This window comes from Flavobacterium psychraquaticum (assembly GCF_034497725.1).
Lineage (GTDB): Bacteria > Bacteroidota > Bacteroidia > Flavobacteriales > Flavobacteriaceae > Flavobacterium > Flavobacterium psychraquaticum.
Window position 1 is genome coordinate 528,231 of record NZ_JAXKVR010000030.1, and the last position, 13,097, is coordinate 541,327.

9 protein-coding genes are annotated in these 13,097 nt (G+C 34.6%); 6 read left to right on the forward strand and 3 right to left on the reverse strand.

All coding sequences use genetic code 11. The features are described from left to right. The 4 genes from T1L09_RS12120 (at position 1) to T1L09_RS12135 (ending at position 4,907) form a co-directional block, all read left to right on the forward strand. Positions 1-2,295, forward strand: a complete 2,295-nt coding sequence (locus T1L09_RS12120) for a transglycosylase domain-containing protein (RefSeq protein WP_322551229.1) — start codon at positions 1-3, stop codon at positions 2,293-2,295. A gap of 17 nt (positions 2,296-2,312) precedes the next feature. Beyond that, positions 2,313-3,014: a CoA transferase subunit A gene (locus T1L09_RS12125; protein ID WP_322551230.1), complete on the forward strand. Its 702-nt coding sequence runs from the start codon at positions 2,313-2,315 to the stop codon at positions 3,012-3,014. Positions 3,015-3,016: 2 nt separating this feature from the next. Beyond that, entirely contained in the window at positions 3,017-3,676 is a 660-nt protein-coding gene (locus T1L09_RS12130; protein WP_322551231.1) for a CoA transferase subunit B, read from the forward strand. 67 nt (positions 3,677-3,743) lie between these two features. Next, on the forward strand, positions 3,744-4,907 hold the full coding sequence (locus T1L09_RS12135; protein ID WP_322551232.1) for a class I SAM-dependent rRNA methyltransferase: 1,164 nt from the start codon (positions 3,744-3,746) through the stop codon (positions 4,905-4,907). Between the two features lie 66 nt (positions 4,908-4,973). Here the strand turns inward: T1L09_RS12135 and T1L09_RS12140 are convergent, their stop codons facing one another. From T1L09_RS12140 to T1L09_RS12150, 3 genes are all read right to left on the reverse strand, one after another. Beyond that, positions 4,974-5,333 carry a hypothetical protein gene (locus T1L09_RS12140; protein WP_322551233.1) on the reverse strand — a complete coding sequence of 120 codons (360 nt, stop codon included), beginning with the start codon at positions 5,331-5,333 and terminating at the stop codon, positions 4,974-4,976. Between the two features lie 56 nt (positions 5,334-5,389). After that, complete coding sequence (locus tag T1L09_RS12145) at positions 5,390-6,991, reverse strand: fumarate hydratase (RefSeq protein WP_322551234.1); 1,602 nt, start codon at positions 6,989-6,991, stop codon at positions 5,390-5,392. Positions 6,992-7,066: 75 nt separating this feature from the next. Further along, on the reverse strand, positions 7,067-8,506 hold the full coding sequence (locus T1L09_RS12150) for a nucleoside recognition domain-containing protein (protein WP_322551235.1): 1,440 nt from the start codon (positions 8,504-8,506) through the stop codon (positions 7,067-7,069). Positions 8,507-8,873: 367 nt separating this feature from the next. On the opposite strand from T1L09_RS12150, the gene T1L09_RS12155 reads away from it, so the two are divergent. Beyond that, positions 8,874-10,958 (forward strand): tail fiber domain-containing protein, encoded by a 2,085-nt coding sequence (locus T1L09_RS12155; protein ID WP_322551236.1) that lies wholly within the window; start codon positions 8,874-8,876, stop codon positions 10,956-10,958. A 318-nt stretch (positions 10,959-11,276) separates the two neighbouring features. Further along, complete coding sequence (locus T1L09_RS12160) at positions 11,277-12,854, forward strand: LamG-like jellyroll fold domain-containing protein (protein ID WP_322551237.1); 1,578 nt, start codon at positions 11,277-11,279, stop codon at positions 12,852-12,854. Positions 12,855-13,097 lie beyond the last annotated feature (243 nt).

Below are 13,097 nucleotides of genomic sequence, written 5' to 3' on the forward strand. Positions count from 1 at the left end.
ATGGCGACTAAGAAGACAGTTCCAACGGATGTATCAAAATATAGAAGATTGTTTTGGCAGATTTTTTTGTATGGTTTTTTAGGAATAATTTTATTGTTTCTATTTGCCTCTTGGGGATTTTTCGGTAAAATGCCGTCTTTTGACGAATTAGAAAATCCAGATTCTAATGTGGCTACTGAAATCATTTCTTCAGATGGATTAGTAATAGGAAAATTTTATAAAGAAAACAGAACACCTGTTAAATACGAAGAACTCCCAGAACACTTAGTAAAAGCACTTGTTGCTACTGAAGACGAACGTTTTTATGATCATTCAGGTATTGATGCAAAAGGAACTTTGAGAGCTGTTGTACGATTAGGTAAAGATGGAGGAGCGAGTACTTTAACACAACAATTAGCGAAAAACTTATTCCACGGAAGTGACGGTTCTAAATTTATACTTTTTAGAGTTATTCAAAAAGTAAAAGAATGGATTATTGCAATTCGTTTGGAAAGACAATATACCAAACAAGAAATTATTGCTTTGTATTTAAATCAAGTTGATTTCGTAAATGGTGCGGTTGGAATTCGTTCGGCAGCAAAAATTTATATGAACAAAGAACCTAAAGATTTAACCCTAGAAGAAAGTGCTTTGTTTGTAGGAATGTTGAAAAACCCATCGTTGTATAATCCAAATAGAAAAAAGAGAGAGCAATTAGTCTTAGACCGAAGAAATACGGTTTTATTACAAATGGCTAAAAACGATGTAATTACCGAAGCACAAAGAGAACAATTAAGAAAGTTACCTATTAAATTAGATTTTAGACCGGAAGGACATTCAGAAGGAAGTGCCACTTACTTTAGAGAATATCTTCGAGATCATATGAAACAATGGGTAAAAGATCATTTAAAACCAGATGGAACGGAGTACGATTTGTACAGAGATGGGTTAAAAATTTATACTACCATTGATTCTAAAATGCAACAATATGCTGAAGAAGCAGTAACTGAGCACCTAAAAAACCTGCAAAAAGAATTTTTTATTGCAGCGAAAGGAAAAGCAAACGCACCTTTTGTAGACATTACGCCAGAGCAAACACAACAAATTATGGCACAAGCCATGAAAAACTCCGAACGATGGAGAAAAATGGACTTGAACGGAAAAACAAAAGAAGAAATTATCAAATCTTTTGATGTGCCAGCAAAAATGAAAATTTTCACTTACGAAGGTGAAAAGGACACGCTTATGAAGCCTACGGATTCTATTATATATTATAAACACATGCTACAAACGGGTATGATGGCTATGGAACCGAGAAATGGTCACATCAAAGCATGGGTTGGTGGTGTAAACTATAAATATTTTCAGTACGACCACGTTGGACAAGGAGCAAGACAAGTAGGTTCTACCTTCAAACCTTTTGTTTATGCTACTGCAATTGAACAATTAGGAATGTCGCCTTGTGATTCAATTATTGATAGTTATTTTACAATGCCAAAAGGCAAATGGGGAATTGATAAAGATTGGTCTCCAAAAAATTCCGATGGCAAATACAGAGGAACAATACGATTGAATCAAGCATTAGCTAATTCGGTAAATACGATTTCTGCAAAATTAATTGATCGAGTAGGGCCACAAGCTGTTGTAGATATGGTAAAGGAACTTGGTGTAACATCAAAAATTCCAGTACAGCCATCAATTGCTCTAGGTGCGGTTGATATTACGGTGGAAGAAATGGTAGGAGCGATGAGTACATTTGCAAATCAAGGTATATATGTTAAACCGACATTTATCATAAAAATTGAAGATAAAAATGGTGTGGTCATTGATCAGCCCGCTCCTTATCAAAAAGATGTTGTAAATAAAGATGTTGCTTATGCAGTTATTAAATTAATGGAGGGCGTCACTAGTTCAGGAACTGGTGCTCGCTTAAAATATGGCGGCGGCGGATTTATCCAATATGATTATAGTTTTGCAAACCCAATTGCAGGAAAAACAGGAACCTCTCAGAATAATTCAGACGGATGGTTTATAGGAATGGTACCGAATTTAGCAACAGGAATTTGGGTAGGAAATGAAGACAGAGCAGCACACTTTAGAAGAACAGCTTTAGGACAAGGTGCAACAATGGCATTGCCTATTTGGGGGATATTTATGAAAAAATGTTATGCAGATAGCGATTTAGATGTATCTAAAGAATCCTTTGAGAAACCAGAAAACTTAGCCATAAAGGTAGATTGCTGGACACCTAAAAAAGTAATTGATTCTACCGCAGTTCCCTCAGACGAACCCGATTTGGATGAATTTGGATTATAACAACAAACTAAAAATATATGATTTCAAGAAAAGTAAATTCTGTTGAAGAAGCATTGCAAGGAATTGAAGACGGCATGACAATTATGTTAGGCGGTTTTGGACTTTGTGGAATTCCAGAAAATAGTATTGCCGAATTGGTAAAAAAAAATGTAACCAATCTAACTTGTATTTCAAACAATGCAGGTGTCGATGATTTCGGATTGGGATTGTTATTACAAAAACGTCAAATTACAAAAATGATTTCTTCTTATGTAGGAGAAAATGCAGAATTCGAACGTCAAATGCTTTCAGGAGAATTAGATGTAGAACTAACACCACAAGGAACTTTAGCTGAAAAATGTAGAGCTGCACAAGCCGGAATTCCCGCTTTTTTTACACCGGCTGGTTTTGGTACAGAAGTAGCTGAAGGAAAAGAAACGCGCGCATTTGATGGAAAAATGCATGTAATGGAATTAGCTTATAAAGCTGATTTCTCTATTGTTAAAGCTTGGAAAGGTGATGAAGCGGGCAATTTAATTTTCAAAGGAACTGCCAGGAATTTTAATGCACCAATGGCGGGAGCTGCAAAAATAACTATTGCAGAGGTTGAAGAATTAGTGCCAGCAGGAACTTTGAATCCAAATGAAATTCACATTCCAGGAATTATGGTTAACCGTATTTTCCAAGGAGCAAAATTTGAGAAAAGAATCGAACAAAGAACCGTAAGACAAAGAAGTTAATCATGGCATTAGATAAAAATCAAATCGCAAAAAGAATAGCACAAGAAGTTAAAAACGGTTACTACGTAAATTTAGGAATCGGAATCCCAACTTTAGTTGCAAACTATGTTAGAACCGATATTTCTGTTGAATTTCAATCGGAAAATGGCGTTTTAGGAATGGGTCCATTTCCTTTTGAAGGAGAAGAAGACGCCGATATCATTAACGCTGGAAAACAAACTATTACTACTTTAGCAGGAGCAAGTTTCTTTGATTCGGCTTTTAGTTTTGGAATGATTAGGGCTCAAAAAGTAGATTTAACTATTTTAGGAGCAATGGAAGTTTCTGAAAATGGCGATATTGCTAATTGGAAAATTCCAGGAAAAATGGTAAAAGGAATGGGAGGCGCAATGGATTTAGTAGCTTCTGCAGAAAATATTATTGTTGCAATGATGCACGTTAACAAAGCAGGAGAATCAAAAATCCTTAAAAAATGTAGCTTGCCTTTAACAGGTGTGGGATGCGTGAAAAAAGTAGTTACTGAATTAGCCGTTTTAGAAATTACACCGAAAGGTTTCAAATTAGTAGAAAGAGCACCTGGTGTTTCTGTAGAAGATATTATCAAAGCAACAGAAGCCGATTTAATCATAGAAGGAACTATTCCTGAAATGAAAATAGATTAATAAAAAAGTTTATAATTGATAGACCTGATAGTTTTAAAAAGCTGTCAGGTTTTTTTAAATAAAATATATGTTTCCAAAAGTAATTTTAAAAGCAGGTAAAGAAAAATCAATTCAACGTCGTCATCCTTGGATATTCAGTGGCGCAGTTTATGGTGTAAGTCGCGAAATCAATGATGGGGAAATGGTTGATGTGCTAGACTCACAAAACAAACATTTAGGAACCGGATATTTCAGTGATAAAGGAAGTATCGTGGTTCGTATTTTGACGTTTGGTGATGAAACTTTTTCTAACAATTTTTGGGCAGCCAAACTACAAGCGGCTTGGTTTTTACGCATGCAATTGTTAAATTTTGAAGTTACCAATGCTTTTCGCGTAATTCATGGCGAAGGCGACGGTATTTCTGGATTAATCATCGATTATTACGATAAAAACTGGGTAATTCAAGCGCATTCTACAGGGATTTTTCAGCAATTAGATAAAATTTCCGAAGCTATTCAAGCTAATTTTCCAGCTTTTTGTGAAACGATTTATTGTAAAAGTGCAGGAACATTACCAAATACGGGGACCGATTATTTTTTATTCGGAAATAAAGCCGAAACCGTTGCCAAGGAGAACAATATTTTGTTTTCCGTAAATTGGGTGGAAGGACAAAAAACAGGATTTTTCTTAGACCAACGCGAAAACCGAAAATTATTAGGTGAATTTTCAAAAGGTAAAAAAGTGCTCAATACATTTTGTTATACCGGTGGATTTTCAATTTATGCTATGAACGCTGGTGCTGACTTAGTAACTTCGGTAGATATTTCTCAAAAAGCAGTGGATTTAGCAGCCAGTAATATGGAATTAAATTTTCCAAACGCCAATCACAAAGCCGTAGCTGACGATGTGTTCAACTTTATGAAAGAACACACCCAGCAATATGATGTCATTGTTTTAGATCCGCCCGCTTTCGCGAAAAGTATCAAAAGCAAACATACCGCCACACAAGCTTACAAACGTTTAAATATAGCAGGTTTAAAAGCCTTAGCACCAAATGGGATTTTATTCACATTCTCGTGCTCGCAGGTTATCGACGATGTTTTATTTTACAACACTGTTGCAGCCGCAGCAATAGAATCCGGAAGAAACATCAGAGTATTACACAAATTAGAACAAGGTCCAGATCATCCAACCAACATTTACCATCCAGAAGGTCATTATTTAAAAGGATTGGTTTTGTTTGTAGAGTAAAATTAGTATTCAGATGAATTAGTTAAGTAAAAAAAAACCTGCAAGTAATTGCTCTTGCAGGTTTTTTTATTTGTATGTCCAAAATCCACCAAAAACACCAGTTGGTTTTTCTTTGGCGATTAATTTATATTTTCCATCGACTTCTTTTCTGTATATTAACAAATATTGTTGCAGGTTCCCTTTGTAAATAGAATCGCCAACTTTTAAATTGGTATATTCTGAAAGGCGGTAGTTGTATATAAGAATCCTTTTTTTATTATCATATAATTTTACAGAGCCACTATCAGAAACTTCTATTTTTGAAACTATAAAACTTAGGGTTTGGTTATATTCTTTTCTAGAATTAATAAAATTCCTTGCAAAGATGCCAACAAATAATAGCAATGCAAATGACAATATAATCATTTTCCTTTTTTTTATCTCCATAGTTTTATAATAGTTACTCCATAGTTAATGCCCTTTTAAATTCTAATTTCCAATGATTAAAGATTCATAAAGAAATCATTCCCTTTATCATCTGTAATAATAAATGCTGGGAAATCTTTTACGGTAATTTTACGAACGGCTTCCATGCCTAATTCTTCAAAATCCACTACTTCTACTGATAAGATATTTTCTTTCGCTAAAATCGCAGCAGGACCACCAATCGAACCTAAATAGAATCCGCCGTGTGTGTTACAAGCGTTTGTTACTTCTTGGGTTCTGTTTCCTTTGGCTAACATAATCATGCTTCCTCCTGCGGCTTGGAATTCGTCTACATAAACGTCCATTCTTCCTGCTGTGGTTGGCCCAAAACTTCCTGAAGGCATTCCGTCTGGTGTTTTTGCAGGACCAGCGTAATATACTGGATGATTTTTGAAATACTCTGGCATTGGTTTTCCAGCGTCTAATAATTCTTTGATTTTTGCATGCGCAATATCACGAGCCACAATCAACGTTCCGTTTAATTTCAACCGTGTTTTGATTGGATATTTTGATAATTCTGCTAAAATTTCTGGCATTGGTTTGTTCAAATCAACTTCTACCGCAGGCTCTAAATGAGGCGCTGTTGTTGGTAAAAATTGACCTGGATTGGTTTCTAATTGTTCTAAGAAAACGCCATCTTTTGTAATTTTTCCTTTGATATTTCTATCTGCCGAACAAGAAACGCCCATTCCAACTGGACAAGATGCAGCATGACGCGGTAGACGAATTACACGAACATCATGTGTTAAATATTTTCCACCAAACTGAGCGCCAATTTGACTTTCTTGACATATTTTTTGAACTCTTGCTTCCCATTCTAAATCTCGGAAAGCTTGACCCGCCATATTTCCTGTAGTCGGAAGATGGTCAAAATATCCCGCAGATGCTTTCTTAACAGCTGCTAAATTGGCTTCTGCCGAAGTACCACCAATTACTAAAGCCAAATGATAAGGCGGACAAGCAGCTGTTCCTAAATCCATAATGCGCTCGCGAACAAATTGGTCTAATGCCTTTTCGTTTAATAGCGATTTTGTTTTTTGATATAGGAATGTTTTATTGGCTGAACCACCACCTTTTGTTAAGAATAGGAATTCATAAGAAGCTCCTTTTTTAGCATAAATATCAATTTGTGCCGGAAGATTTGAACCTGAATTTTTTTCTTCAAACATCGAAATCGGAACAATTTGCGAATACCGAAGGTTTTTATTTTGGTAGGTATTGAAAATTCCTTTAGACAACCATTCACCATCATCTACTCCGGTGTAAACGTTTTCACCTTTTTTTGCCACTACAATTGCAGTTCCTGTGTCTTGGCAAGAAGGTAATTCGCCTTGCACTGCTACAGCTGCATTTTGCAACAAATTATAAGCTACAAAACGATCATTATCAGTCGCTTCTGGATCTTCAATAATGTTTCTTAATTTTTGTAAATGAGCCGAACGCAACATAAAAGAAACATCGTTCATCGCTTCTTGCGCTAATAATTCGAGTGCTTTTGGGTCAACCGTTAAAATTTCTCTTTCACCTAGTTGTTCTACTTTTACGTAATCAGAAGTTAATTTTTTGTAGTTTGTATCGTCTTTTAAAATGGGATACGGGTCTTGATATAAAAAGTCCATTTGTGTATATTTTGAAACGTAAAGTTACGGATTTTTGATGGGAATGAAAAAATGATTTTGGTTATTTAGTATATTTTAAAAAAACCAACTCGCCACAAAAATCGCCGTAATTACACAGATTAAATCTACTAAAAGCATCATTCCTAGGGTATAGCGTGTGTTTTTAACGTTGATACTTCCAAAATAGACTGCGATTACATAGAAAGTAGTTTCGGCACTGCATTGAAAAATACAACTCAATCTTCCGGTTAAGGAATCAGGTCCAAATTGTTTCATCGAATCAATCATAAAACCACGAGAACCACCGGAACTAAAAGGGCGTAACATTGCCACAGGAAGCGAATCGGTTATTTCTTTGGCAACACCCATGTGCGAGAAGGCAAAGGCAATCCAATTGCTAATAATTTCAAATAAACCGCTGTTTCTAAATAATGAAATCGCAACTAACATTCCCATTACGTAGGGAAAAATAGTTACTCCGGTTTTTAATCCGTTGTTGGCACCTACTACAAAGGTGTCAAAAACCGTTGTTTTCTGAGCTACAAATTTCTTTTCTTCAACGAATGAAAAAATCAAAGTTCCTCCTATAATTAAGATTAATAATAAGCCCGAAAGATTAGATGTAAAGTAGTTTTTTCCGATTAAATCTAGACTGTTTACGTAAAACAACAATCCTACGATTCCTCCAATGACACCCATTAAGACAGCTAATAAAGAAGCGCTTTTGAAATTAATTTTTTGTTTGATGCCCACCAAAACGAAAGCAGCAATGGTTCCTATAAATGAAGTGATTATGCATGGCAACATTACATCTGCAGGATTAGCCGCGTTTTCAGCAGCACGATAACCAATAATTGAAGTGGGAATTAATGTTAAACCCGCCGCATGCAAACACATAAACATAATTTGCGCATCACTAGCTCTATCTTTGTCATCGTTTAATTCTTGTAAACTTTGCATGGCTTTTAAACCAAACGGCGTTGCAGCAGAATCTAAGCCTAAAAAGTTAGCCGCAAAATTCAATGTCATGTAAGAAATTGATTCGTGATTTTTAGGAATTGAGGGAAACACTTTAGCAAACATTGGACTTAGTTTACGTGCTAATTTCTCTGACGCTCCAGAAATAATCAATAATTCCATGATGCCGCAGAAAAAAGATAGATAAGCGATCAACGGTAAAATCAAATCAAACAAACTACTTTTGGTCATGGGTAACAATCCATCCGCTTGTTGTTTGCCACTGTAAATTTTTACCGTTTGTTTGTTGTAAATGTAGGTGGTGTCTGCATCGGCTATATTTGTATTTAAAACAAACGTTTTGTTTTCCGCCTTTTGCAAACTATCTTGAACAAATTGAGGAATTTCTTTTAAATATTTTTCGCCAATTAAAAGCGCTTCACCTTGTTTTCCGTTTAAAACATAATCAATCGAATAGTATTTCGATGAAAATAAGCCAAAAACAATAAAAAAGATAGACGATATAAATATTACCAACCAGAATCTACTTAATACCATATATTATTATTGTATAAAAAGGCAAATTGCCTAAATTTTTATTGCATTCAAATATAATAAAAGTTTTCTCAGTTTTTAAAAATAGCGTTTATAAACTATATTATTTATAATTATTTTTCAGCTGACATCTACTTAATTCTTTAAGCTATAAGATGATTTTTTTAGTACTTCAATCTTTTGACAACTACTTTTTTAGCTGTTTTACAGTGAATATCCTTATTTTACCAGTGCTAATTACATATTAACATTATGTTTTACAGGTGTTTATAATTTGTCCACCCCGTTGTCCACCCCCTAATTGATGTTTTTAATTTTAATTTTATTTGTTTTGTAAAAAAAATATACTGTGCTAATTTTACTATAATCTATGAAAAAAATTCTATTTCTTATTTTTGTTTTTTCAAACGTCCTTACTTTTTCTCAAATAGGAATAAACACTACTACTCCAAAAGCAATGTTAGAAATTGCGCCAAGCAGCACAACAACACCCTCAAGCACCGATGGTTTATTGGTGCCAAGAATAAGTGCGTTTCCAGTTACAAACCCTACATTTAATCAACAAGGTATGTTGATTTTTCTAACAGCAACCGTTGGCGTTAATACTCCCGGTTTTTATTATTGGAATAACCCCACTACAACATGGATTGCAATTGAAGGTGCTAGTACTGCAAATTGGCAGTTAACAGGAAACACCATAATTGCTACCAATTTTATGGGCTCGACAAATAATTTTGATGTTGTTTTTAAGCGTAATAATATACGTGCTGGACTTTTGGGCTTAGATAACACTTCTTTTGGATTGGAAGCCTTAAACCCTTTAACCACAGGAACTAATAATACCGCAATAGGCATTTCAGCATTACGTAATAATAGTACGGGACTTATAAACACAGCTATTGGGTTTAGGTCTTTATATACCAACACTACCGGAAACTATAACGTAGGAATTGGAAATGATGCATTACAAGTCAATACAACTGGTAGTGACAATCTTTCTATAGGATCAGGTTCGTTACTTAACAATATTACTGGAAGTGGCAATTCTGCTTATGGTAATGATGCTTTGTATGCTAATACTGTGGCCAATAATAATATAGGAATTGGAAGAAGAACGTTATTTACTAATACTACTGGAAATAATAATTTAGCAATTGGATTTGAGGCTTTAAGAAATCATAATGGCGGTACGAACAATTCTGCTATTGGGAATAATACAAGTATTGGAAATACGTTAACAAATGCAACTGTAATAGGTAGCAATGCTTCGGCCACTACCTCAAACAGTCTGGTTTTAGGAAGTATCAACACTATAAATGGTGCAACTGCTTCTGTAAATGTAGGAATTGGTACTACCGCTCCTACAAATCCTTTACACGTGGTAGGAACTATTAGAATGGTAGACGGAAATCAAGCACTAGGAAAAGTACTAACTTCAGATGCTAATGGAGTTGCAAGTTGGCAAGCAGCAACAGCAGGAAACAATTGGTCACTCACAGGAAACACCATAACCGCTACTAATTTCATAGGTTCTACAAATGATGCTGATGTTGTTTTTAAACGTAATAATATACGTGCTGGTTTTTTAGGTGCTACTAACGCCTCATATGGACAGGGTTCATTAAGCACAACAGGTACTTTTAATAGTGCATTAGGATATTACACTTTGCCAAATGTTACTACTGGAACTCAAAATACTGCTACTGGAGAAGAGTCACTTAGACTTCTTACATCAGGGAATCAAAATACTGCAAATGGAGCTCATGCTTTATTTTCACTTACAACAGGAATACAAAATGCGGCATTAGGATATAATAGTTTAAACAATCTTTCCTCTGGTTCATTTAATACTGCTGTTGGAACTTTTGCCTTTGGTACTAATGTAAATTTTTCAAATTCTACGGCGGTAGGTTATAATACGATCATCACTGCAAGCGATCAAGCACGAATAGGAAATAACGCTGTAACAAGTATTGGTGGTCAAGTAGGCTGGACAACTGTTTCTGATGCACGTTTTAAAAATGAAAATGTTCAAAAAGTACCAGGAATAGATTTTATTAAAAAACTAAGGCCTGTTACTTATTTCGTAAATCATAATGCTATGAATTCTTTTACAGGTGCTAATAAGCAAAATGCATCTATCGAGCATTCAAGCACATCTAATGGCGCAAATGACTATCAGCCTACTTATCAAAAGACATTAGAATCTGGTTTTATGGCACAAGAGGTAGAACAAGCGGCAAAAGAATTAGGTTATGAATTTAACGGAGTAGATGCACCTAAAAACAATGGCGATTATTATGGCTTGCGCTATGCTATGTTTGTGGTGCCATTAGTAAAAGCCGTGCAAGATTTAGATGAAAAATTAGAACAAAAAGAATTGGAAAATAAAACTTTAAAACTCCTACTCTTAGAACTGGAAGCTCGTATTAGTAAACTGGAAAAACGCGGTTAAAATAGATTTCGATTAAGTCTAAATATTACATATAAATTAAAAACGTACTAAAATGGATAATAAAAGAAGAATTGTTTTTACTATAGCGATGATTTTTATTCTTATATGTCTTTTCTTGAACTTTTATAATTTGATATGCGAAAAAACTTTCTAAAAACACTAAAACCATTATAAGATTTTGACTATAAAATTATTAACGAAAAATTATTTACTGCTGTAAATCTAAAGCAACCTTATTAAACTTGAATTAAATAATCATAAATCAATAAATTAAATTTTAACATGCTAAAAAATTACTTTTTATCAATAACTTTTCTTTTGGTTGGGATATCATCTAAAGCCCAAACCGTATTAGAATACAACGTTAGTGCTGCAGCTACTGCCGTACAATACCAAATCAGCGGTTTAAATCTTGAATTTACTGCAATTACAACGTGTCAAACAGATGTTAGTGTTGTTTTAGGCAGTTCGGGCTATAATGGTTCTTGGTCTAACGGTAGTTATAATTATTATGTCAATGGAACTTTGGCAGGTACGGGTTCAGGATCAACAACGGTTAATCTTTCAGCTTTTATACCCGTACAATCGATTCGCATCGAAAAATCCAATCAGGATAACTGGAATACCGTTTCGATACAATTAAGCGTAACATCTAATAGCGCTGCAATACCTTCACTTCCACAGGCTATTTCAGATGTTTACTTTTTACAAAACAGTACAGCAGCTCCTTTGACCGCTCTATTAACAGGAACAGGAAGTGTGCTTAAATGGTATACTTCTGCAGTTGGGGATAATTATTCTGCTACAGCTCCAACACCAAACACTTCAACAGTAGGAATTACTTCATACTGGGTTTCTCAAGCCGATGCTAGTGGTTGTGAGAGCAATCGAAAGCAAATCAATGTTCATACTGTTTTGCCTGCTACACATTTAGATTTTGATGGCATGAATGATTATGTGAATTGTGGTAATTTAACTCCTTTACAAATTTCAGGTAACGCTATAACATTAGAAGCGAGAGTTAAATTTAATTCTTTTGCATTTGGTGTAAGTGATGGAAACATTATTAATAAAGAACAAAATTCTCCAGACTATGGTTATATGTTGCGTGCAGGAGCATCGGGAATTGTAAATTTTAATTTAGGGAATTCCTCATGGAATGAATTAGACACGCCAGAAAACACTGTAACTACAAATGTTTGGTATCATTTGGCAGCTGTCTATGATGGAAATTACATGAAAATATTTGTAGATGGTCAAGAGGTCGCTTCACAAGCAGTACCCAACATCGGATTTTCTTCGCCAAATCAAAATTTGATGATCGGTTCCTGGAGCACTGTAGGAAGGTTTTTAAATGGTTCTATAGAAGAAGTACGAGTTTGGAATGTTGCTCGATCGCAAGTTCAATTACAAGATAATAGGAACTGTGAATTAGATAATCCAACATCACAAACGGGTTTAGTAGCTTATTATCAATTCAATCAAGGACTTGCTGATGGTGACAATATTAGTATTACTACATTGTCAGATGCATCTGCGACAGCAAGTACAGGAATATTAAATAATTTTGCGTTGAACGGACTCAATTCAAACTGGCTATCGGGTTCTACCGTTGTTACGGGGAGTTCTTGTTCTTCTTTAGCTTCAGGGGATTTTGCATCTAATTCTTTAGCTGTAAAGGTTTATCCAAACCCCTCGTTAGGTGTTTTCCAAATCGAAACTCAAGAAGAGGTGACAATGGAAGTATATAACATATTAAGCAACCAGATATTGAACAAAAAAGTTCAAGAAGGAAATACTTTACTTGATATTTCAGGATATGCATCAGGAATTTATTTATTAAAATTGACTACTAATGCAGGAACGATAAATTATTATAAGCTAATAAAAAATTAATGTGTTATTTTTGAGTATAAATTTTTTACTTATTAGGTCTTTTCCACGGTATTTAAAAGAGGGAATGCTTTGATTTAGTTGCAGTTTTAAGTTACGTTATTACTTTTCAACATGTTCTTTTGATAATCTTTGACTTATTCTATTTTGAAAATTTGTAGGTTGTAAAGGTAAAATCAAATACATTTGAAAAATTCCGATTCAAAGAAGAAAAGCAACGAATCAAGAAAAAAAATATTTCTACGT